This is a genomic window from Paenibacillus glycinis (genome assembly GCF_009909185.1).
Taxonomy (GTDB): domain Bacteria; phylum Bacillota; class Bacilli; order Paenibacillales; family Paenibacillaceae; genus Paenibacillus_Z; species Paenibacillus_Z glycinis.
Genome location: NZ_JAAAMV010000001.1, coordinates 175053 through 197844 on the forward strand (window position 1 = coordinate 175053; position 22792 = coordinate 197844).

22 protein-coding genes and 1 riboswitch are annotated in these 22792 nt (G+C 56.7%); of the genes, 1 reads left to right on the forward strand and 21 read right to left on the reverse strand.

Going from position 1 to position 22792, the window contains the following annotated elements:
• Positions 1 to 50: 50 nt before the first annotated feature.
• Positions 51 to 280, reverse strand: a riboswitch (cobalamin riboswitch).
• A 260-nt stretch (positions 281 to 540) separates the two neighbouring features.
• The 5 genes from GT019_RS00690 to lepB form a co-directional block, all read right to left on the reverse strand.
• Positions 541 to 2751 (reverse strand): heavy metal translocating P-type ATPase, encoded by a 2211-nt coding sequence (locus GT019_RS00690; RefSeq protein WP_161740189.1) that lies wholly within the window; start codon positions 2749 to 2751, stop codon positions 541 to 543.
• A gap of 174 nt (positions 2752 to 2925) precedes the next feature.
• Complete coding sequence (locus GT019_RS00695) at positions 2926 to 3234, reverse strand: rhodanese-like domain-containing protein (protein WP_201755177.1); 309 nt, start codon at positions 3232 to 3234, stop codon at positions 2926 to 2928.
• 131 nt (positions 3235 to 3365) lie between these two features.
• Positions 3366 to 3686 (reverse strand): heavy metal-binding domain-containing protein, encoded by a 321-nt coding sequence (locus tag GT019_RS00700; protein WP_161740191.1) that lies wholly within the window; start codon positions 3684 to 3686, stop codon positions 3366 to 3368.
• Between the two features lie 133 nt (positions 3687 to 3819).
• Positions 3820 to 4845, reverse strand: a complete 1026-nt coding sequence (locus GT019_RS00705; RefSeq protein WP_161740193.1) for a DUF4184 family protein — start codon at positions 4843 to 4845, stop codon at positions 3820 to 3822.
• 4 nt (positions 4846 to 4849) lie between these two features.
• Positions 4850 to 5374, reverse strand: coding sequence for a signal peptidase I (gene lepB / locus GT019_RS00710; protein ID WP_161740195.1), 525 nt, complete (start codon positions 5372 to 5374; stop codon positions 4850 to 4852).
• Positions 5375 to 5621: 247 nt separating this feature from the next.
• On the opposite strand from lepB, the gene GT019_RS00715 reads away from it, so the two are divergent.
• Positions 5622 to 5816 (forward strand): MFS transporter, encoded by a 195-nt coding sequence (locus GT019_RS00715; RefSeq protein ID WP_328803902.1) that lies wholly within the window; start codon positions 5622 to 5624, stop codon positions 5814 to 5816.
• A 78-nt stretch (positions 5817 to 5894) separates the two neighbouring features.
• Here the strand turns inward: GT019_RS00715 and GT019_RS00720 are convergent, their stop codons facing one another.
• The 16 genes from GT019_RS00720 to GT019_RS00795 all read right to left on the reverse strand — a co-directional run bounded on the left by GT019_RS00720 (position 5895) and on the right by GT019_RS00795 (position 22778).
• Positions 5895 to 6371 (reverse strand): RicAFT regulatory complex protein RicA family protein, encoded by a 477-nt coding sequence (locus GT019_RS00720; RefSeq protein WP_161740199.1) that lies wholly within the window; start codon positions 6369 to 6371, stop codon positions 5895 to 5897.
• Between the two features lie 21 nt (positions 6372 to 6392).
• The gene (miaB, locus tag GT019_RS00725) at positions 6393 to 7952 is read right to left on the reverse strand and encodes a tRNA (N6-isopentenyl adenosine(37)-C2)-methylthiotransferase MiaB (RefSeq protein ID WP_161740201.1); all 1560 of its coding nucleotides are present in this window, start codon (positions 7950 to 7952) and stop codon (positions 6393 to 6395) included.
• 150 nt (positions 7953 to 8102) lie between these two features.
• A complete protein-coding gene (locus GT019_RS00730) occupies positions 8103 to 8672 on the reverse strand; it encodes a phosphate propanoyltransferase (protein ID WP_161740203.1) in 570 nt (189 codons plus the stop codon).
• 139 nt (positions 8673 to 8811) lie between these two features.
• Positions 8812 to 9678 carry a 2-oxoacid:ferredoxin oxidoreductase subunit beta gene (locus GT019_RS00735; RefSeq protein WP_161740205.1) on the reverse strand — a complete coding sequence of 289 codons (867 nt, stop codon included), beginning with the start codon at positions 9676 to 9678 and terminating at the stop codon, positions 8812 to 8814.
• Position 9679: 1 nt separating this feature from the next.
• Entirely contained in the window at positions 9680 to 11413 is a 1734-nt protein-coding gene (locus tag GT019_RS00740) for a 2-oxoacid:acceptor oxidoreductase subunit alpha (RefSeq protein ID WP_161740207.1), read from the reverse strand.
• A gap of 198 nt (positions 11414 to 11611) precedes the next feature.
• On the reverse strand, positions 11612 to 12562 hold the full coding sequence (locus GT019_RS00745; protein ID WP_235946590.1) for a dipeptidase: 951 nt from the start codon (positions 12560 to 12562) through the stop codon (positions 11612 to 11614).
• Between the two features lie 104 nt (positions 12563 to 12666).
• Entirely contained in the window at positions 12667 to 12927 is a 261-nt protein-coding gene (locus GT019_RS00750) for a stage V sporulation protein S (protein WP_028597363.1), read from the reverse strand.
• A gap of 242 nt (positions 12928 to 13169) precedes the next feature.
• Positions 13170 to 13964, reverse strand: coding sequence for a TIGR00282 family metallophosphoesterase (locus tag GT019_RS00755; protein ID WP_161740211.1), 795 nt, complete (start codon positions 13962 to 13964; stop codon positions 13170 to 13172).
• A gap of 77 nt (positions 13965 to 14041) precedes the next feature.
• On the reverse strand, positions 14042 to 15586 hold the full coding sequence (gene rny, locus GT019_RS00760; protein WP_161740213.1) for a ribonuclease Y: 1545 nt from the start codon (positions 15584 to 15586) through the stop codon (positions 14042 to 14044).
• 172 nt (positions 15587 to 15758) lie between these two features.
• A complete protein-coding gene (locus GT019_RS00765; protein WP_161740215.1) occupies positions 15759 to 16334 on the reverse strand; it encodes a regulatory protein RecX in 576 nt (191 codons plus the stop codon).
• 167 nt (positions 16335 to 16501) lie between these two features.
• On the reverse strand, positions 16502 to 17557 hold the full coding sequence (recA, locus tag GT019_RS00770) for a recombinase RecA (RefSeq protein WP_161741453.1): 1056 nt from the start codon (positions 17555 to 17557) through the stop codon (positions 16502 to 16504).
• A 213-nt stretch (positions 17558 to 17770) separates the two neighbouring features.
• A complete protein-coding gene (locus GT019_RS00775; protein WP_161740217.1) occupies positions 17771 to 19030 on the reverse strand; it encodes a competence/damage-inducible protein A in 1260 nt (419 codons plus the stop codon).
• 108 nt (positions 19031 to 19138) lie between these two features.
• Positions 19139 to 19723: a CDP-diacylglycerol--glycerol-3-phosphate 3-phosphatidyltransferase gene (gene pgsA / locus GT019_RS00780; protein WP_161740219.1), complete on the reverse strand. Its 585-nt coding sequence runs from the start codon at positions 19721 to 19723 to the stop codon at positions 19139 to 19141.
• Complete coding sequence (rimO, locus tag GT019_RS00785) at positions 19723 to 21048, reverse strand: 30S ribosomal protein S12 methylthiotransferase RimO (RefSeq protein WP_161740221.1); 1326 nt, start codon at positions 21046 to 21048, stop codon at positions 19723 to 19725. The genes pgsA and rimO overlap by 1 nt, the downstream gene beginning before the upstream one ends.
• 149 nt (positions 21049 to 21197) lie before the next feature.
• Positions 21198 to 21686 (reverse strand): YajQ family cyclic di-GMP-binding protein, encoded by a 489-nt coding sequence (locus GT019_RS00790; protein WP_161740223.1) that lies wholly within the window; start codon positions 21684 to 21686, stop codon positions 21198 to 21200.
• A gap of 120 nt (positions 21687 to 21806) precedes the next feature.
• Positions 21807 to 22778 (reverse strand): helix-turn-helix domain-containing protein, encoded by a 972-nt coding sequence (locus GT019_RS00795; protein WP_161740225.1) that lies wholly within the window; start codon positions 22776 to 22778, stop codon positions 21807 to 21809.
• Positions 22779 to 22792 lie beyond the last annotated feature (14 nt).

The window sequence follows — 22792 nt, forward strand, 5'->3', positions numbered from 1 at the left end:
CGTATCCGGCTCATTGCCATTTTCTAACACCCTCCTAAATCCTCGTAGGCAGCGTTATCCCGTTACAGGCAGGTCTCCTGACTCGGAGCAGCGGGCATCGTCGTCTTCCCGGACGGTCGAACCGTCCAGTGACTTTCATCGATGCCTTGCCCGGGCTCGTCATGCAGCCGGGGCGCTCCTTACAGTGGCGGGTCCGTGCCGGCTTCTCACCGGTCTTCCCTATTAAGCCGCACGCTCGCTGACAGCGCGGTCATGCAGCACCTGTAACTTCATCTATGCAATTGTATCTGAGCTACTATACCATTCCCCCGCAAGTATTGTCCAGACGATTCGCTGGCAATCGCGAGGTCTTTTGGCCGGGTTGTGCCGCATATCCTATACCCTTCCCCTAATTCCGAGCATGGCACTATACATTATTGGGAGGCGTTCGAATGTCTCGCCGGAAAGAGCTTCATGCCGCCAGATGCCGCACGGCGCTGTTCGCCGCCGCGGCCGTGCTTGCCGTTGCCCGCGTGCAGGCAGGCTGCGAGCCGCGACCGCTTAAGCTGCCAAGCGCCGGTCCAACTTGCGCTTCATCTGGCCATTCAAGCGAAGCGCGTTCCCCACGACCGATACGGAGCTGAGCGCCATCGCCGTTCCCGCCATCCAAGGCTCGATGCCGCCTACCGCCGCGAACGGGATCACGACCGCATTGTAGAGAAAGGCGAAGCCCAGGTTCTGCCGGATGTTGCGAACGGTCAGCCGGCTGATCTGCAGCGCCTCGGAGATCCCTGTCAGCCGCGACCTGAGCAAGGTCATGTCTCCCGCGTCCAGCGCAGCTTCCGTGCCGCCTCCCATGGCGATGCCCACGTCCGCCGCGGCGAGCGCCGGCGCGTCGTTCCACCCGTCCCCGGCCATCGCCACGACCAGCCCGTCTCCTTGCAGCCTGCGAATCAACGCGGCTTTCTGGTCCGGCAGCATGGACGCATGCACGTCCCGGATCCCCGTCAGCCCCGCGGCCTTCTTGGCCGCGGACGGATGATCGCCGGTCGCGAGCAGCACGCGGATGCCCTCTCGTTTCAAGTCCTCCACCGCTTCCTTGGACGTGCGCTTCACGGAATCGGCCAGCGCGAACGCCCCGGCGCAGACGCCGTCGACGAAAGCGTAGACGACGGTCTCGCCCGCTTCCTCCTTCCGTTCGGCAAATCCTTGCAGCGAGCGGTGAATCGGCCAAGACCGCTCCGCGGCGAAGCCCGCGTTGCCCACCGCGACCGCTTTGCCCTCGACGAGCGCCTCGATGCCTTTGCCCGGGTATGCGGCATGCGACGCCGAAGCCGGAACGACCAGCCCCGCGCGCCGGGCCGACTCCCGGATCGCTTCCGCGAACGGATGCTGCGACCGCTCCTCCGCCGCCGCCGCAAGCCGCAGCAGCCCGTTCGGCGCGCCGTTCAGCGCGGACACGCCCGTTACGGCCGGCTTGCCTTCCGTAAGCGTGCCGGTCTTGTCCAGCACGATCAGGTTCAGCTGCGCCAGTCGTTCAAGCGCGCTCGCTTCCTTCAGGACGATGCCCCTTCTGGCGAGCTTGCCCGTGGCCAGCACGAGCGATATCGGCGCGGCCAGCCCGAGCGCGCACGGGCATGCCGCGAGCAGCACGGCCAGCGCATGAATCGATGCCGTTTTCCAGTCGCCCGGGTTGAGCCACAGCAGCCACAGCGCCAGCGTGGCGAGCGACAGCGCCATCATGACGGGGACGAACACGGCCGCCATGCGGTCCACCTTGCGCCCGATCGACGACTTCGTCGCCTGCGCCTGCCTCGTGATCGCCGCGATGCGGCTCAGCAAGGTCCCGCGTCCCGTGGCAAGCACCTGCATGCGCAGCGGATGGCCGATGACGGTCGTGCCCGCAAACACGCGGTCTCCCGCGAGCCGTTTGACCATCCCGCTCTCCCCCGTCAGAAACGATTCGTCCAGCGTCGCTTCGCCATCCGCGACGATCCCGTCCGCTGGCAAATGCCCGTTCGCTTCGACGATGAGCTGATCCCCGACGCGCAGCCGGTCGAGCGGAATCCGTTCGGATTTGCCGCCGCGCACGACGATCGCTTCCTTCGCCTGCAGCGACGCGTAGCCGTCGCCTTCTTTCATCGCCCGCTCGGAGGCGGCGGCCTCCAGCAGCTTGCCGCCCAGCACGGCGGTGATGACGACGGCCGACGTCTCGAAATACAGGGCGCCTCCCGCCATCATCGAGATGTAACTGTACACGTAAGCGGCCGTCGTGCCGATCGCGACCAGCACGTCCATGTTGGCCGTCCGCTCCCGCAACGCATAGTACGCGCCGAAGTAAAACGGCATGCCGATAAAAAACTGCACGACCGACGCGAGCAGCAGCTGCAGGATCGGCTCTTCGATGAAAGCGGGCACCGGAATGCCGCGCAGCAGGTCGTAGTGATGAACCATCGTCCATAACAAAGGCAGCGTCAGCAGCGAACCCGCGATGACGCGGAGCTTCAACGCGTCGATCTCGGAGCCCGCATCCTCGTCCCGTCCGTGCGGAATGGCCTGAAAGCCGATTTGCCCGATCCGCTCGATGATGACTGCCGGCGTAACGGCCCCCGAAGCGTACGTAATATAAGCGGACTTCGCCGCGTAATGCACCGACACGCCGGACACGCCGGCCAGCTTGCCGACCGCCCGTTCGATCCGGGTCGCGCAAGCCGTGCAGCTCATGCCGTGGATGCGCAAATCCAGCACTTCTTCCTCGTCCAGCGGCTGCATGGCCCGCCCTCCTTCGATTCGTCGTTCGCGATGCAGGAACATCCGGATTACTCGACAGCCGTACAGACAAACCCAAGCTGTCCTACTCTCCACTATATGGCAGGAACGCAAGGCGCATGATACAAAATAAAAAGCACTTCCGCATCGAAATGCGAAAGTGCTTCTTCAAGCCGCTTAATTGCCGGTTTCGACTTCGCCCGGCCAGCTGAGCATGCCGCCGAGCACGTTGACGACCTCGTAGCCCTGCGCGGATAAATAATCGCAGGCTTTGCCGCTCCGGTTCCCGCTTCTGCACACCATGTACAGCGGCTCTTCCATGCCGTTCAGCTCGCCCACGCGCTCGACGAAGACGGACAGCGGGATGCTGACCGCCTCTTTAATATGGCCGGATTCCCATTCGTCCGGTTCCCTGACATCGATAACGCTCAGCTTCTCGCCTTCCCGAAGCCGAGTTTCCAGTTCGCTGGCCGTGATTTCTCCCATTGCTGCATGCACTCCTTCAAGCTTCATGTTGCCTTGCTATATAGGCATTTTACCGTTAAGCTCCTGGCCGTGTCCAGCTTCCCGGACATGAAGACGGCATCCGCGTTTATCGCGGATGCCGTCTTCGTCGCTTATTCGGGTTGAATGCGGACCGCCGTGCCGCTGACCGCGACCATCAGCATGCCTTCGCGGACGACCTCGTAATCGATGTCGATGCCGACGATCGCGTTCGCGCCCAGCCGCGAAGCCTGGCCGGACATTTCGCCGAACGCGACGTCGCGCGCTTCCTTGAGCTTCGTCTCGTACGCGCCCGAACGTCCGCCGACGATGTCGGTGATCGAAGCGAACAAGTCGCGCATGATATTCGCGCCCATGATCGCTTCTCCCGTTACGACGCCCAGGTACTGCTCGATCGGATGGCCTTCGATCGTCGGCGTTGTCGAATAAATCATCGTAATCCCTCCCACTCGGTATACTGCGTCATACGGTGCTCTCTCCAAAAGGTTTCATCATGCGCTTCATCAAGGATATACCCGTTTCAGGCGTTGCTAGAATGGCCCGCCGACGATCTTTTTATGCAATCCGCTAAAAGGTTTTCGTCCGTCCGTGCCTGCCGACCCGCGCGCTCGCGCGTTGCCGGTCGTTCGCGGTCAGCCAGCAGCTCAGCAGCAGCATGGCGGACCAGCACCAAATATAGGCGTTCCATACCGATTGAAAGTCCCCCTTGAACGCCCGGAACGCATGCGCCGACGCGTGATGCAGCTGATAAGGCGCGAGCAGGTATTCGCTCGTGCGAAAGAGGACAAGCGCGAGCAGCAGCAACGCCACGGCGGAGGCCCCGCCGGCGATTTTGCGGTTCTTGACGGCCCGGTATGACAAGGAAGCCACGAATACGCCGAACAAGGCCGAGGACAAAGGCGCCACGATCAGCGGACTGACCCAATTGTAACGATCTACCGAGAACGTCATCTTGGCCGCGAACAAGCCGAAGCCGAAAACCGCAGCCGTCGCCCACAGCAGCAGCAGCGTGCCCGGCCGCGAGATTTTCGGCGGACGCATGCCTTTCGCTTGCGCGTACCAGCTTCGATATCGGATGAACAGCAGCAGCGCCGGAATAAACAAGCCGACCAGCGATAACAGGTACTGCAGCAGCTGATAGGCCGGCAGGTCGCCGACGTGATCGCGCAAGACCGGAAACCATTTCACGAATACGCCGGTTCCGTGCGACCATGAATCCATGAACAGATGCGTCAAATACCCGATATACAACGACGCGAGATATACGATCCAGGCGCGAACGGAATTCAGCTTCCATTCCTCCGAAGACAAGCTTTTCGCGAACTGGTCCGCATGGCCGACCGACGGGAGAAACTTCGGAATCGCCGGCTTCACGACCGTATGGAACGCGAATGCGAGCGCGATGCTGAGCGGTACCCCCTGCACCAGAAAACCGCGCAGCGAATGTCCGATCGTTTGATAGGATTGCATGGCCATGAAGTATTCCATATCCGGAATCATGCTGCCGAGCAAGAGCCCCGTCACGCTCAGCCATCCGGGCGCAATCCGGCGGAGCGGCACCGCGAATAAAGGATGCGAGAATGTAAACGGCATGCCCTTACTCCAATTGACCGAACTTGCTCAGCGGCCACAGCCGGAACACGGCCCTTCCTTCGAGACTGGACAGCGCGATCGGTCCCAGCATCCGGCTGTCTTGGCTGTTCTCGCGGTTATCGCCCATGACGAATACGGATTTTGCCGGTACGGTATACGGCACCTTCAAGCCGTTGGAATACGTGAGCCCCTTCACGTATGGCTCCTGAAGCAATTTTTGATTCACCAGGACATGGCCGTCGCTCGTAAAATCAATCACGTCGCCCGGCAGTCCGACGACGCGTTTAATAAGACGCTTATCGCTCTCGGGCCCGTCGATGATGACGATGTCCCCCCGGTGCGGCATTTCGAAACGATAGCTGATTTTATCCTCGATGAGCCGCTGCCCGTCCACGAGCGTTTTCTGCATGGAGATGTTCTTGACCTCGGTTTGGGCAAAAGCGTAGTTCTGAATAAGGAGCGCCGCGGCAATCGCAATGCCCAGCGTGACGCACCAGTCCCGCACCTCTCGAATCCATGATTTCTTCATCTGCTTCTGACTCCTTTCCGGGTTTGCTTGTCCGAATGCCTGTAACTAATACGACAGTACCGCCAAATAAGTTTCTTTCCAAGGGACATATTGCTTAAAAAGGATTGCTCTTCCACAGGTCCTATTATACATTTAGAAAGCTGACATTCATAAATGCCGAAGGAGTGAAAGTTCCTTTGCCCGCATTGGAAAATACCCTGAACGGCTTCGCGCAGGGCATGCTCTGCCCATCCTGCTCGGGCTTGCCATCCAGCCGTTCGAATCGGCCAAACGCGCGACGGCCATGGGTTTCTACCAAGCCGTGTATTCCGTCGGCATGTTCACGGGACCGTTCCTGGCCCGCTTCGTGAACGATAGGTTCGGCCGGGATTACGGCTTCTGGCTCGGCGGCGGGTTCGCCGCGGCGGCGCTGCTGCTGACGCTGATCTGGAAGCATTCCTGAGCGGCCGCCTCCGCCGAATGAACAAAAACACCAGCCGGTTCGACGAGCGTCGAATCGGCTGGTGTTTTTATGGCCTGCTTACATGCACTCTTCCGGATCTTCCGTCTGCGCATCCTCGATCGTGATTTTCTCCGCGACCGTATCCCGAATGACGGACACGACCGTTTGCAGCAGGTAGTTGATGTCCGCTTGGCTTTGCTGGAACTCCGTGATGATCGGAATGCCGTCGAGCTCGTCTTGCAGCGTGGCGATCTCGCTCTCGATCTTCGCCACCATGTCGGCATTTTTGAACGTTGTCTCGAACGCGACGATTTCCTTCTGTTTCTTCTTGATCTGCGCAATCAAGCCTTGGATGCGATCATTGCCTTGAATCTGCTTCTCGGCGCGCTGGAACTGCTGCACTTCCTCGGACGTGAACAGCATGTTCGCCAATTCCTTCGTCTTGGCCATGATGTCCGCGCGGACGATAATGTCCTCCGTATTGAATTTTGGCACGCCGCAGCCCGCATCGTGGTCGTGATCATGCTCGTGTTTTGCCGTTTGTTCATTTGCCATCGTTTCCAGCTCCTCTAGTCGTTAAGATACGGCTTCCTGCTTCAATTCTTCTATGATCGGCTCTGCCTTGACATACCAGGTCTGCACGTCCGTTACGCGCGCTTCGATGAATTGTCCGATCCATGACGCCGGTCCCTTCATATGAACCAGCTTGTTCGTGCGCGTGCGTCCGGCCAGCACGTCCGGATTGTTTTTGCTCTGCCCTTCGATCAAGACCTCGAATGTTTGACCGAGCATCAGCTTGTTGCTTTGAAGGCTGAGCTCGCCGACGAGCGCATTCAACCGCGCCAAGCGCGCTTTCTTCACGGCCTCGGGAATATTGTCTTCCATGTCCGCGGCGGGCGTGCCGGCGCGCGGCGAGTAGATGAACGTGTATGCCGAAGCAAATCCGACTTCCTTCATCAGCGACAGCGTCTCCTCGAATTGCTCCTCCGTCTCGCCGGGGAAGCCGACGATGATGTCGGTCGTCAGCACGGCATCCGGAATCGCCCGCTTGATCTTGCCGACAAGGTCCAGATACAGTTCCCGCGAATATTTGCGGCTCATCCGCTTCAGCACTTCCGTGCTGCCGGATTGCACCGGCAAATGAATATGCTCGACGAGGTTCCCGCGCTCAGCCAGGACGTCGATCAAACGATCGTCGAAATCCCGCGGATGGCTCGTCGTGAAGCGGATGCGCGGCAGGTCGATCTTGGCCATGTCCGCCATCAGATCGCCGAACCGGTAATCGCGGTCCTCGAAGTCCTTGCCGTAGGCATTGACGTTCTGCCCCAGGAGCGTAATCTCCTTGAAGCCTTGGCGCGCCAGCTCGCGCACTTCGGCGATGACGTCCTCCGGACGCCTGCTTCGTTCCTTGCCGCGCGTATAAGGCACGATGCAGTACGTGCAGAACTTATCGCAGCCGTACATGATATTCACCCAGCCGCGCATGCCCTCGCGTTTCTTCGGCAGATTCTCGATGATGTCGCCTTCCTTGGACCACACTTCCACGACCATCTCTTTGCCGAACAGCGCATCCTGCAGCAAGTACGGCAGACGGTGGATGTTGTGCGTGCCGAAGATCAGATCGACGAAGCCGTGCTTCTGCATGATGCGTCCGACGACCGACTCCTCCTGCGACATGCAGCCGCAGACGCCGAGGATGAGCCCCGGCTTCTCGATCTTCAGGTGCTTCAGATGCCCCAGCTCGCCGAACACTTTATCCTCCGCGTTCTCGCGAACGGCGCAGGTATTGAGCAGGATGACGTCCGCCTGATTGCGGTCGTCGGTCGGCAGGTAGCCCATCTGCTCGAATATTCCTTTCATCACCTCGGTGTCATGCTCGTTCATCTGGCACCCGTACGTCGTGATGTTGTAGGTTTTTCCTTTGCCGAGCTCCATGAGCTCCGGCGGGATCGCGGATTCGTAGTGAACCTGAATCTCTTCCTTGCCCCTGCGCTTCTCGTCTTTGTAATTCGGCGCCGCGTTTATCGTTATATCTCTACCGTTGATGCGATAGGTTGTTTTTCCGTCCGATTCGTTCAGTACTTTCGCGTTCGAGAAATCAAAGTACTTGGAGAAGTCCTTCCCCGTGCTGGCCACAGCATTCACGTCCCCTCTCTATACGTGTCCATCTCCGCATTATAGCAAAATCCGCCGCGATTAGAAAGAAAAATGCTCCTCCTCTTCCATCTGCGCCGCAACGCAAAAAAGAGACGTTCGCCGCATGGCGGCAAACATCCCTTCGACTCGCTACCCGACGATTTCGGCCTCGTCGCCCGTTTTGGCTCCTGCGGCATTGGCTTCGTCGGTATCGATGTGCAGATCGAGCGCGAATTCCGGCGATACCCGCGCGATGACGTTTTCCAGCACGACGCCGCGTTCGCCGTGGAGACGTACCGCCAGCTTCTTCTTGTCCGCTATGCCCCAACGCTCCGCATCGCTCGTGTGGAAATGGATATGGCGCGCGGCCACGATGACGCCTTCCTCGATCGTCACTTCGCCGGCCGGCCCTTTGATCGTGATGCCGACGGATCCGTCGATGTCGCCCGACTCGCGAACCGGCGGGTTGATGCCGAGCGAGAACGCATCCGTGCGCGATACTTCCAGCTGCGTGCGCTTGCGGACGGGGCCAAGGATTCTGACCTTGCCGAAGCTTCCTTTCGGCCCGATTATCTCGACCGTCTCGTTCGCCGCGTACTGTCCCGGCTGCGAGAGCGGCTTGAACACCGATAGCTCGGCGCCTGGTCCGAACAGTTGCTCGACATGCCGTTGTTCCAGATGAATATGCCGGGCGGAGACGCCCACAGGTACTTTCTTCATGCTGCCCAAACCTTCTTTCCGTGCCCGGTCGTTACGACCGTTGCTTCTGCTAGTATTGCTGCGATTTCAAGAAGGCATACCGCCCCACACGGAAGCGGTATGCCTTCTGTCCTGCTGCGATGGGAAACTTGCTTAATGCTTATTTGAACTCCGCCAAGAGCTTGTCGAACTGGTCTTGGGAGAGCGACAGGTCTTGGTTGGCCAGACCTTCCGGCTGGAACCCGGTGATCATCGACTCGTACGCTTGACGCTCTTTGTTTTGATAGATGAGACCGGTCAGCATGCCGTTCGTCTCCATGATTTTGTTCATGGCCGCGATGCGGTTGGACGGATCGTAGTCCGGGAATTGATCCAGATTGACGATGTTCTCCTTGAACCAGTCGTAGGTGTTCACTTTATTGAACGTCACGCACGGGCTGAATACGTTGATGAGTGAGAAGCCCTTGTGGTTCAAGCCCGCTTCGATCAAAGCCGTCAGCTGCTTCAGATCGCTGGAGAAGGACTGCGCGATGAACGTCGCGCCGGCCGACATGGCGATTTCGAGCGGGGACAGCGTCGACTCGATGGAGCCTTCCGGCGTCGATTTCGTTTTGAAGCCTTCCGCGCTGCGAGGCGACGTCTGACCTTTCGTCAACCCGTAGATCTGGTTGTCCATGACGATGTACGTGAGGTCGATGTTGCGGCGAATCGCATGAACCGTATGGCCCATGCCGATCGCGAAGCCGTCGCCGTCGCCGCCGGACGCGATGACCGTCAGCTCGCGGTTCGCCAGCTTCACGCCTTGGGCGATCGGCAGCGCGCGGCCGTGAATGCCGTGAAGTCCATAGGCGTTAATGTATCCGGAGATCCGACCGGAACAGCCGATGCCCGATACGACGGCGAGGCTTTCCGGCTCGAGCCCGACGTTAGCGGCGGCGCGCTGAATCGCGGCCTGTACGGAGAAATCTCCGCAGCCCGGGCACCAGTTCGGTTTTACGTTATTGCGAAACTCTTTGAATGTCGCCATCTTACACCAACTCCTTGCATGCTTTGTGCACTTCGGAAGGCAAGAACGGATTGCCGTCGTATTTCAGGACGCTTTTGATTTTGTCGGCATGGCCGGCATGCAGCTTCACTTGATCGGCCAGCTGGCCGGTCGCGTTGTTTTCCAGCACGACGACTTTGGCGGCGCTCTTCAGGTAAGGCTCGACCAATTCCGCGGGGAACGGATGGATCTGGCGGATCGTGATATGGTTCGTTTTCAAGCCGTCGTTTTCCATGCGTGCGCGCGCTTCGTCGATCGTGCCCCCCGTCGAGCCCATGCCGATGATCAGCAGATCCGCTTCCGCATGAGGCGCGTCGGCGCGAACGGCATCGCGGATGTACATGCCGTCGAGCTTCGATAAGCGTTTATCCATCATCTTCTTGCGGTTGACCGAGCTTTCCGAAGGGCGTCCCGTCTCGTCGTGTTCCACGCCCGTGACGTGATGCAAGCCGAATTTGTCGCCGGGGATGACGCGCGGCGATACGCCGTCTTCCGTCAGCTGGTACCGTTTGAACAGTTCGTTCGTTTCCAGCTCGGGAAGTTCGCGCACGAGCTTGCCGCGGTTAATCGGCATTTTATGAAGATCCAGCGGCTCGCAGGATTGCTTGCCGAGCGAGAGCTGAAGGTCTGTCATGAGAATGACCGGCACCTGATACTGCTCCGAGAGGTTGAAAGATTCGATCGTGTCGTAGAAGCAATCTTCCAACGTGGCGGGCGCGATGACGATCTTCGGAATTTCGCCGTGCGTGCCGTATACCATCGCGTTCAGGTCGGACTGTTCTTGCTTGGTCGGCAAGCCCGTCGACGGGCCGCCGCGCTGCGTATCCACGATGACGAGCGGGGTTTCCGTCATGCCCGCCAAGCCGATCGCCTCCATCATGAGCGACAGTCCGGGTCCGGCGGATGCGGTCATCGTGCGAACGCCGGCATAATTGGCGCCGATCGCCATTGTCACGGCCGCGATTTCGTCTTCTGTTTGAACGACGGTGCCGCCGAACTTCGGAAGCTTCTTGATCAAATATTCCATAATCTCGGAAGCCGGCGTTATCGGGTATGCCGACATCAGCCGGCAGCCGCCCGCGACCGCTCCGAGACCGATCGCCTCGTTCCCGATCATGAACAGCTTTTGGTTGCCGTCGGCCGGTTCAAGCCGAAATTCCTCCAACGGTCCGCCGGCCAGCTCCAGCACGAAATCCGAGCCGCGTTTGACCGCTTCGATGTTCTTCTCCACGATGGCCGGGCCTTTGCGCCCGAACTCCTCTTCGACCGCTTTGTTGAACACGTCGATAGGCAGGCCAAGAAGCGCCCAGGATGCGCCGGACGCGACCATGTTTTTCATGAGCGACGTGCCCAGGTCCTCCGCGATCGACGTGATCGGCACCGGAAACAGGCGGGCATTGATGCCTTCCGGAAGAACCGGGTTAAACTTGGCGTCAGCCACGACGACGCCGCCGGCACGCAATTCGTGCGCGTTCAAATCGATGCTCTCTTGGTCGAACGCGACCAAGATATCCAGATCGTCCGAAATGGCAAGCTTCGGCTTCGTGCTGATTCTGATCTTATTGTTCGTATGACCGCCCTTGATCCGCGATGAAAAGTGGCGGTACCCGTACAAATAATAGCCAAGGCGGTTAAGCGCTGTCGAGAAAATACGGTCGGTACTTTCGACGCCCTCCCCCTGCTGTCCCCCGATTTTCCAAGACAATTGACTGATCAAAATGCCCATCTCCTCTTTTGAATAAACCTGCATATTTTCTGCTGCGTTAACGAATCGTAAAGGGTTGAACCATTCTATCTCATAATCAAATAAATTTTATGTCTCTAAGTACTAAAATGCAAGCAGTTCCAACGTATTTCTCGGATAGTTCTTTTCGATTATATCCATATCGCAGCGAGATCGGAATAAAAACATCGTTCACCGCGGAAGATGCATCGACAAAAACGACAATGCGTTTTCTTCGAAAAACGACTTTACCAAGGCCTCCGGGTATTTCGCCAGCAGCGCATCCAGCAAGCGATGCACCTCTCCCGGATGGGTCAAATCATTCACGTAACGGTCGATTCCGTCGAAATCCGATCCGAACATGAGCTGCCGCTCGCCGCCAAACTCGCAAATCCGCTCTACGTGACGCAGCACGTCAGCAATTTCGGCAGGAACGCGCGAAGAAACGAACTGCGGCACGAACGTCACCCCGATCAGTCCCCCGGCGGCAAGAAGCGCCTTGATTTGCTCGTCCGTCAAATTGCGCGGATGCGGGCATAGACTGCGGCTGTTGGAATGCGACGCGATGACCGGTTTGACCGTCGCCTGAAGCATATCCCAGAAAGCGCGGTCGCTCAAATGCGATACATCCAACAGTATACCCAATCTATTACATTCTTCTACGAAGGCGCGGCCTTTTTTTGTCAAGCCGCCGCCGCGGTGTTCGAGTACGCCGTCCGCCCCCCAATTCGCATGGTTCCAAGTCAGCCCCGCCGCCCTGACGCCGAGAGCGAACAAGATGCGAAGCATCGCTAGGTCTCCCTGGAGGCCGTCTGCGCCCTCGAGCGATAACATGGCGCCGATTGCCCCGGGTTTCCTTTGCAAAGCCTTAACATCCCCCGCCGTGCGGATAAACGTCATCTCGGGCGCGCTCAGTACCTTGCGGTAGAAAAGATCGATGCTTTGCAGGATCGGTACCATCGTTTTGTCCGTTCGCTCCGGCACGTAGACCGCGAAAGTCTGAAAGACAGACTCCGCTTGCTTCAACCTCGGCAGCGTCACGTCGAGTTTCCGCTGATCGTCCTGGATGAAGGACAGCGTCGGGTCCTCCAGCAGTTTCGACAGCACGTCACAGTGAAAATCGACCTTCCGAACATTCCCCAAGACCATCATCCTTCCTGAAATCGATTTGTCCGCGCAATGCAAAAAAACCTGCCTACGTCGTAAACAGGTCTAGTCGATTTACATGTCTCGCCTGGATTCCGGTTCTATCTGGGTTCGACGATCAGCTTGATTGCCGTGCGGTCTTCGCCATCGATGACAATGTCCGTAAATGCCGGAATGCAGATCAAGTCAACTCCGCTCGGGGCCACGAAGCCTCGCGCGATCGCGACCGCCTTTACCGCTTGATTCAACGCACCAGCCCCGATAGCTTGCAATTCAGCCGCTCCGCGTTCACGCAACACGCCGGCAAGCGCTCCTGCAACAGAATTTGGATTAGACTTTGCTGAAACTTTTAAGACATCCATGGAAAGTGACCTCCTCGGGAATGATGGATGAATACCGCTATTAAGATAGTATTCGAGAGAGGCAAAAAAATTCCTTCTTTCTTGCGTTATGTTAGCAAAATCTTCTGAATTGCGAGAATTTTCATAGAGCAGGAAGACCCCGCTTGACGTCCAGCGCACCGAGGCAAGCTTGCTCTCCCAGCCTGAGGACGCCAGTTAACGAGCTTTAAAGCTATCTGGCATCGTAGAATAGAAAACGGCTGCTACATGAGCAGCCATTCCGTTTCCGTCAACCGGATTTTTTGAATTTTTTTCGCTTTGCCCGTCGCATCGTCGATTTCCACGGAAACCCCGTGCAGATGCCAATCGCCTTCGTCGACCACGAAACGCGCCGGCAGCTGGGTCAGGAACCTATGCAGCACCGCTTCCCGCTCCATGCCGAGCACGCCTTCCATGGAACCGACCATGCCGACATCCGTAATATAAGCCGTCCCATTGGGCAAAATCCGGTCATCGTTCGTTTGCACGTGGGTGTGCGTGCCGACGACGAGCGAAACCTTGCCGTCCAGATGCCAGCCCATCGCGATTTTCTCCGAAGTCGCCTCCGCGTGAAAATCGACGAGAATGTTCTTCGTTTTCTGCTTGAATTGTTCGATGAGCTCGTCGGCTTTGCGGAAAGGACAATCGATCGGCGGCAGAAACGCCCGGCCCTGCAGATTGATGATCGCCAGTTCCTTCCCATTGGCCTTGATGATCGCGGCTCCTTGGCCCGGCGCCTCCGGCGCGAAGTTCGCCGGACGCACGAGGCGAGGCTGATCGTCGATCCATTCGAAAATATCTTTGTTGTCCCATGTATGGTTGCCCATCGTGATCCCGTGAACGCCGGCCTCCAGCAATTCCTTCACGATCGCGGCGGTAATCCCTCTGCCTGCCGCCGCATTCTCGCCGTTGGCAATGATGATATGCGGGTTGTATTTTGTTTTCAAGGCGGGCAGTACTTTTTTGAGTGCGGCACGGCCTACGTTACCTACGATGTCCCCGATAAACAATACGTTCATGTTCGTCAAACCTTTCTGTTATAAACCGAGAAAAGTGGCTGACAAGCAGCCACTTTTCCCGGTTTCATGCTATGTGGTTACTTGGCATATTCGACTGCGCGCGTTTCGCGGATGACAGTGACTTTAATATGCCCTGGATAATCGAGCTCGCTCTCGATTTTTTTCGTAATGTCGCGAGCCAAACGGAATGCTTCCGTATCGTCGATTTTATCCGGCTGCACCATGACGCGCACTTCGCGTCCGGCTTGGATCGCGTAGGATTTCTCGACGCCCTCGAACGATTCCGAGATGCCTTCCAGTTTCTCGAGGCGCTTGATGTACGTTTCGAGCGTCTCTCTTCTTGCCCCCGGTCTTGCCGCAGATAGTGCATCCGCAGCGCCGACCAGCATGGCGATGACGGAAGTTGCCTCGCAGTCGCCGTGATGCGACGCGATACTGTTGATGACAACCGGATGCTCTTTGTACTTCTTCGCCAGTTCGACGCCGATCTCGACGTGAGAGCCTTCCACTTCGTGATCAAGCGCTTTGCCGATGTCGTGCAGCAAGCCCGCTCTTCTCGCCAACGTGATGTCCTCGCCCAGCTCTGCTGCCATCAGACCGGTCAAATACGCGACTTCCATGGAATGTTTAAGCACATTCTGACCATAGCTCGTACGGTATTTCAAGCGGCCCAATATTTTGATCAGATCTGGGTGCAGACCGTGAACGCCAACTTCATACGTCGCCTGCTCTCCGTATTCACGGATGCGCTCGTCCACTTCCTTACGCGATTTCTCGACCATTTCCTCGATGCGGGCAGGATGGATGCGTCCATCCGCAACGAGCTTCTCGAGGGATGTCCGGGCGATTTCGCGGCGAATTGGATCGAAACCGGACAATATGACCGCTTCCGGTGTATCGTCGATGATGAGATCGATACCGGTCAACGTTTCCAGTGCGCGGATGTTGCGGCCTTCGCGGCCGATAATACGGCCCTTCATTTCTTCGTTCGGCAATGCCACAACGGAAACCGTCGTTTCTGCAACATGATCCGCTGCGCAGCGTTGGATAGCAAGCGAGATAATATCGCGTGCTTTCTTGTCTGCTTCTTCTTTCGCTTGCTGCTCGATTTCCTTGATCATTTGAGCCGTTTCATGACGAACCTCTTGTTCAACGTTGGTCAAGATGACTTGTTTGGCATCTTCCATCGTCAGGTTGGAAATTCGTTCCAGTTCATGAAGCTGCTGCTTGTAGAGTGAATCGATCTGCTCTTGCGTTTCCTCGATCCGCTTCTCTTTGTTGGCTACTTGTTCTTCTTTGCGTTCCAGCGCTTCTATTTTTTTATCCAACGACTCTTCTTTCTGAATCAGTCGTCTTTCAAGACGCTGTACCTCATTACGACGTTCGCGAATATCTCTCTCAGCCTCGGTACGGAGCTTGTGGACTTCATCTTTCGCTTCGAGAACCGTTTCTTTCTTCAGCGCCTCCGCGTCTTTTCTCGCATTCTCTACGATCTGACTAGCGGCTTGCTCGGCACTTGAAATTTTGGCCTCGGCGATCGATTTTCGAATAAAATAACCGACACCAAAGAAAATTGCACCAACAACGAGAGCGATCAGGATAGTTGCCCATACTGGCAGCATTATCTCACCTCCTCGTTGTTCACCTAAGCAAACGCTTGGGACAGTATTTGGTTTTCCAGCCGGTTTTTAACGTACATTCTTAATTGGCGAAAATAATCGTTTTGAATCAATTTTTGGAAGGAAAATCGATTCTGGAAGATAGAATACAAACTCATTTTATCTTTTGTGAAAATCAATTGTCAAGCATGAGCCCATCTTCATCCTCCAGATCCTCTTGCGCGGCCGTTTTTACGGCTTCTCTGACGGTCGATGAAGGAAAGCCCCTGCGCAGCAAAAACGCCGCCAGCTTCTGTTTCCTCTCGCGCTCTTCTCCTTTAATATAAGGCCATTTCTTCATCGCCGCGCGGATGGCGATCTCCGTCTCGGATTCTTCGTTCAGCTTCGCTGCGGCTTCCTTGGCCGTATCCCGCTTGATTCCGCGCTGCTGCAATTCCTGCTGCAGCAGTCGCCTGCCCTTCAATTGCGAACGCATCCGCTGCGTGGCATAAAGTTCCGCATACACGGGATCGTTTACCAGCCCCTCCCGTTTCAGTCGCTCGATCGCGATTAACGCCGCCTGTTCATCCAGTTCCTTACGGGCTAAATAACGCAAAATTTCCTTCTCGGTTCTCGGCCTGGCTCCCAGATGGGCCAACGCCAATATATAAGCGCGATGGTGGCTGTCCTCGAGTATAATTTGCTTCAGCTCATCCGCTTCGATTTCCCGCCCCTTCAGAAGCCGAAACTTGATTAATAGATCTTCATGCACGCTTGTGAATGGTTCATTTGCATCATTGACATACAAATAATACCGTTGTTTTTTCTTCTTGTCCTGCTCAACGCTCGTAATCGTAAGGATATGTCTTCACCTCTCTTATAAACAAAGAAGCACCTTGTTTAAAGGTGCTCCTGATATAACGTATACGGGATGCCGAATTATTCCAATTCGAGTTCCAATTCGTCCTCGGACTCTTCATCTTCGCTGAAAGCGGCAGCGTTCGCGTTCGCAGCCACGTTGCTAGCTTCGCGAATTTGTTTCTCGATCACGGAAGATATGTCCGCGCGGTCTTTCAGGAACTGCTTCGCATTCTCGCGGCCTTGGCCGAGACGCTCGCCGTTAAAGGAGAACCATGCGCCGCTCTTCTGGATGATATCGTGCTCGACGCCGATATCGACGATGCTGCCTTCCTTCGAGATGCCCTCGCCGTACATGATGTCGACCTCAGCTTGTTTGAACGGAGGCGCCACCTTGTTCTTCACGACCTTGATCCGCGTGCGGTTACCTACCACGTCATTGCCCTGCTTTATCGATTCGATACGGCGTACGTCAAGGCGAACGGAGGAATAGAATTTCAGCGCGCGTCCGCCTGGCGTCGTCTCCGGGTTACCGAACATTACGCCGACTTTCTCCCGCAATTGGTTAATGAAGATCGTGATGGTCTTCGATTTGCTGATGGCACCGGAAAGTTTACGAAGCGCTTGCGACATCAAACGCGCCTGAAGACCTACGTGGGAATCACCCATGTCTCCTTCGATTTCCGCCTTAGGCACGAGAGCCGCCACGGAGTCGACGACGACGATATCGACCGCGCCGCTGCGTACGAGCGCCTCGGCGATTTCAAGTGCCTGCTCGCCCGTGTCCGGCTGCGAAAGGAGCAGTTCGTCGATGTTGACGCCTAATTTGCTGGCGTAGGAAGGATCCAGCGCATGCTCCGCATCGATGAAAGCAGCTTGTCCGCCCGAGCGCTGCACTTCCGCGATGGCATGAAGCGCTACCGTCGTTTTACCGGAAGATTCCGGTCCGTATACTTCGATAATCCGACCTCTCGGAAAACCGCCGATCCCAAGAGCAATATCTAACGCAAGCGCACCGCTGGAAACGGTCTCGACTTGCATGTGTGTCGATTCGCCAAGCTTCATTATGGAACCTTTACCGAATTGTTTCTCTATTTGACGTAGAGCCATTTCGAGCGCAGCCTTACGATCTGCCAACGAACTCACATCCTTCATGATTTATACTCTCATGATACCTTGTTTCGAATGCTTTGACAAGACTTTTTACGAACATATATTCTTATTTCTCCATTGGCCAACAGAGAGCATAAAAAAAACCGCAGCAAAGTAATCTTCGCCACGGTTCTTCCGTCTAAGGTCGATTATAGTCGATCATCCATACGTTGGCAAGCTATATTTTTACACGATACGCTAGTTTACGTCCTTGCCGGACAACGCCTGCCACAGCCTGTAAAGAAGCGATTTCGCGGCGCGGACGCGAATCATTTCGCGGTTTCCGTTCAATGTGGCCGTGAATACTTTCGTCTGCTTCCCGCGCTCGGCCAATCCGAAATAGACGAGCCCTACGGGCTTGCCCTCGGACTCCGACGGACCCGCGACGCCGGTCAGCGAAACCCCGAAATCGCTCTCGGCCAGCTCCCGAACCCGCTCCGCCATCAGCGCCGCCGTCGATTCGCTGATCGCGCCCGGCGCGCCCGTTCCTTCCAGCTGTGACAACGGGATGCTGAGCAGGCGATGCTTCATCAAATTCGTATACGTCACCACGCCGCCCGTGAACTCCCCGCTGCTGCCAGGAATGCGGGTAATCAGTTGGGCGAGCAATCCCCCCGTCAGGCTTTCCGCGCTCGCCAGCGTTCTTCTGGAGGCCCTTAGAAGCCTGATGACCGCTTCTTCCAGCGTGATGTCCTCGCGCGCGTAGAGATATTGGCCGACGCGGTCCGTGATCTGCCGCTCCGCTGCATCCAGCCTGCCGTTCGCCTCCAGCTCGCTGAGCGCCTTGGTGGACAGCCTGATCGCCACCTCGCCCTCCTTGGCATAAGGCGCGATGGAAGGATCGGTCTGCGTCTCGATCAAATCGATCAAAGCCTGCTCCAAACTCGATTCCCCGATTCCCGCGAACTTCAGCAGCCGCGAGTACAATCGGCGTTCCTCGTTCATGACGGTTCGCAGCCATGCCTTTCCCGGTCCGTCGAACATCGGTTTCATTTCGCGCGGCGGGCCCGGCAGCAGCACGTAGTGGGTGCCGTCGACCGTGAGCGCGTTGCCGACGGCAAGCCCCGCTTCGTTATCCAGCGGATCGCTGCCTTCGATCAAATTCGCCTGCCTGCGGTTGCTCTCCACCATATGAATCCCGCGCGAGGTGAACATGGCTGCGATCTTGGCCATGCTCGGTTCGTGCTCCGAGATGGAACGGCCCAAATATTCCGCCAGGGCATCCTTCGTCAGATCGTCCATCGTGGGGCCTAATCCGCCGGTAAACATAATCAAGTCGGCACGGGTGCGAGCCAGCTCGATCGCTTGCCGGATACGGCCGGCATTATCGCCGACAACGGTTTGAAAATACACGTCGATTCCGAGTTCGGCCAGCCCTTGCGACAAATAGGTCGCATTCGTGTTGACGGTTTGGCCGAGCAGCAGCTCAGTCCCGACCGCTATGATTTCTGCACGCATCTGAACATCTCCACTTCTTATGTATAGGATTTGGCGATACCCGAGCAAGGAAAAGCAAAGCACCACTCTTTCCATAAAAGGCGAAGGAGTGATGCCGTATCTGTCGTGCTATGCCGTAAGCGGGATGAGATTCTTGTTTTTAACGAAGTAGTCGATCCCGGAATACACCGTGATCAGCGCCGCCGCGTAAATCGAGATCTGATCGAACGGAAAGTCCAGGAACGCGAACGGAAAATTGTTCAGCAACAGATCGATGATCATCGTAATCTGCACGGCCGTCTTCCATTTGCCCCACTTGCTCGCCGCCATGACCGTGCCTTCCAGCAAGGCGATTTGACGCAAGCCCGTAACCGCAAACTCGCGGCTGATGATCACGATGGCGATCCACGCGTGCAGTTTCTCCATTTCCACGAGGGAAATGAGCACGGCCGCGACCAAGAGCTTATCCGCGAGCGGATCAAGCAGCTTGCCCAGGTTGGTGACGATCTTGTTCTTGCGCGCGATATAGCCGTCAAGGCCATCCGTGCTCGCCGCTACTATGAATACGAGCGCAGCCAAAATTTGATTCCACGTAATGGAAAAATCGGAGCCGTCGAACGAGAGCGGCTTCAAATCCACGTTGATGAGCAGCAGCACCATGATGATCGGAACCAAAAAGATGCGTGCGAGCGTGATGCGGTTGGCTAAATTCACTATAGCCCCTCCCCGGACATGTCAAATTCGTAAGCGTGCGTGATCCGCACCTTTTGAATTTCGCCGATCGCGGCCTTGCAGTTGGAGATGAACACTTCGCCGTCGATTTCCGGAGCATCGTAAGGCGAACGGCCCACGTAAACGTCGCTGCGGCCGTCATAGCGTTCGACAAGCACTTCGATTTCTTTGCCGATATGCTTGCCGCTCAATGATTTGGACACTTCGCGCTGGATCTCCATCAACGTATTGGAGCGCCATTCCTTCACGTCGTCCGGCACCGCGTCCGGCAAACGAACGGCAGGCGTGTCCTCTTCCGGGGAATACGTGAAGACGCCGAGACGATCGAATTTCATCTCGCGGACGAAATCGCACAGACGTTCGAAATCTTCGTCCGTCTCGCCCGGAAACCCGACGATGATGGAGGTGCGAAGCGCCACGTCGGGAATCCTCGCGCGGATGCGGGCAACAAGCTCGCGCGTGTCGCGCTGCCTGCCCGGACGCCGCATCCGTTTCAGAATGGAATCTTCGCTGTGCTGCAGCGGCATGTCGATATAGTTGCACACCTTCGAATTGGTCGCGATCGTTTCAATCAATTCGTCCGAGAAGAACCCCGGGTACGCGTAATGCAGGCGAACCCACGAGATGCCTTCTACCTCGCTGACGCGGTTGAGCAATTCGGGCAGCATGAATTTGTCGTACAAATCCGTGCCGTAATTCGTGGAATCCTGCGCGATCAAGCTGACTTCCCGCACGCCCTGATCCGCAAGCTGCCGCACTTCGGCAACGATCGACTCCATGGAACGGCTGCGGAATTTGCCTCGCATGATCGGGATGGAGCAGAACGTGCAAGCATTATCGCAGCCTTCCGCGATCTTCACGAACGCGGTGTAACGCGGCGTCGTCACGAGCCGCGGCAGCTTCTGATCGTAATCGAAGGCCGGATTGCCGACTTTCACCGGGCGTTTGCCGCGAAGCGCCTCGTCGACGATGTCCGTGATATGATGGAAGTCGCCCGTTCCGACAATGCCGTCGATTTCCGGCATTTCCTCCATCAGCTGCTTCTTGTAACGCTGCGTCAAACAGCCGGAAACGATAAGCGCCTTCAATCGGCCGGTTTGCTTAAAATCGGCCATGTCCAAAATCGTATTGACGGATTCTTCCTTGGCGGCGTCGATGAATCCGCACGTATTGACGATTATGACCGTCGCCTCGTCGGCCTGATCCACCAGTTGGTAACCGCGCGCATCGATCAACCCCGACATGATTTCCGAATCGACGAGGTTTTTCTCGCATCCTAATGTTACGACTTTCACTCTTTCAGTCATCGATGTATCCCCCAAACCCCTCCGAAAAGCTATCCTAACAAGTATAATACATGGCCTATGCAGTGTCAAAACCGGAAAAAGTCCCACTCGGCCGCATTTATCGCGGCTTATGGGACTCCGATCTATGTAAGCAAAAAGCGTCCGGCGCCTTATTTATAGTTCGTGAATTGCAGATCGATTTGCAGATCCGCGCCTCGCAGCAGCGCGATAACGGCTTGCAACTCATCGAGGCTCTTGCCGGTTACCCGGATGGAATCGCCTTGAATTTGACTTTTGACCTTGATCTTGGAGTCGCGGATCAGAACGTTGATTTTCTTCGAGCTGTCCTGCTCGATACCCTGCTTCAGCTTGATTCGTTGTCTGACCGTTCCGAGGGATGCCCCTTCGACTTTGCCGAATTCCATGTTCTTGATCGGCACGCCGCGCTTGATCATTTTGGACTGCAAAATGTCGATGACGCTCTTCAGCTTGTACTCATCGTCCGAAACGACGACAAGGTCGCTCTTCTCGAGCGTAAAGCTGCTCTTCGTTCCCTTGAAATCAAACCGCGTCTCGATCTCGCGTTCCGCTTGCGTGATCGCGTTGCTCAATTCCTGCATATCGACTTTCGAGACAATGTCGAATGAATGTTCCGCCATGTGAGTTAGCTCCTTTATTTATACTTATTCTAAACATGTATTATAACGCATCCCGCTTCATAGGAAAAGGCATCCAGGACCGAAAAATCCAGTCTGAATGCCTCGGGCTTGCCGGGAAAATCATTGCGTCGTTGCCGTATCCGTTCCGGTCGCGCCGTCCGTGCCCGCCGTATCCTCGACGGGCGTCAGCTGCATTTTGCGCGGCTTGCCGGAACCGTTGCCATCGTCGATGGCGACGCCGTCGACGGTAACCTCTACAAAATCGGCTCGTCCGACCGATATATAAACGGGACCGTCCGCTTCGTACGTTGCGGTATCTCCGTCTTCCATCGTTTTGCTGAGGACCATTTTCCCGGATCGGCTCTTCTGGTAAATCCCCACCCAGGCATGGCCGGTGGACTTCATTTCAATCTTATGCGCGCCGCCCGGAGAAACATTGTAGTAGTCGGTCGAACCGGACGTGCGGTCAAGCGTAAGCGTCGTGGTCGGAGGAGGCGGGGTCGTATCCTGAGGCGGATCGGCCGGCGGATTCGAAGTGTCCGTCCCCGTGTCGCTGCCGCCGGTCGTTCCGCCGTTTGTCGCCGTATCTTGCCCTTGCTCGCCGTTTTTCACCGTATCCTTGTCCGGGGATGTCTCCGGCGGTTTCGTTTCATCGGTCATTTTCGTCTGATCGGCCGAATCCACTTTGTCCTTGGCCGGTTGTTTAATGGCGAAAATGTACACGAGCACGATGATGAGCAGCAAAAACGACCACATTAACGCACGAAAGCCCCATCTGCTGATGCGGTCGGACGTTTGCGATTGCGTCGCGCGGCGCGGTCGCTGAACGGGCTCGATGACTTGCTGCTCGGGTACGCTCGAGGGAATTTCTTTATTGTAGAGCCGAAGCACTTCCTCCGCGTCAAGTCCAACGGCTTCGGCGTAATTCTTCACGAATGCGCGCACGTAAAACGAGCCAGGCAGCACGCTGTAATTGCCTTCTTCGATGGCTTCAAGATAGCGTTTGCGGATCTTCGTCAAGTCCTGAATATCGTCCAAGGACAGGTCTCGCTGCTCCCTCGCTTTCTTGAGCAAAGCGCCCAAATCCGACATGACCACACCTCCTC